The 321-nt window shown below is 64.5% G+C and carries 1 pseudogene; it reads right to left on the bottom strand.

The window, feature by feature from the left end:
- Positions 1–124: 124 nt before the first annotated feature.
- Positions 125–321: pseudogene (locus tag ACWGS9_RS35625) on the bottom strand (transposase); the annotation flags it as partial.

Here is a 321-nt window from a genome sequence, read left to right as displayed (position 1 = left end):
CATGGGCCACGTTTTTTAACGGGGACTGTGCCTCCAATAAGCTGACGGCCGCTACCCTCCGGGGTGCGAGAGTAGCACGGGCTGTTTCTACCGCCCGCAGGCGGGCACCCGGCCCGTGACAGTTTTTTAGGATGTCGCGCTCCGCCTTCAGCTTCGCCACTTCCTTGCGCAGCCGGTCGATCTCGAGCTGCTCCGGCTTCATCTGCCCATGGCCGGGAAACGCATGCTGCGGATCGGTCGACAGCTCGCGCACCCATTTGCGCAGCACATTCTCGTGGAGATCGAGGTCGCGGGCAGCCTGGGCCACCGCAACGCCCCGAT

This window comes from Mesorhizobium sp. Arg314, assembly GCF_053714275.1.
The sequence above is the reverse complement of the archived record's forward strand: the minus strand, read 5'-3'. Positions and strand labels throughout refer to the sequence as shown.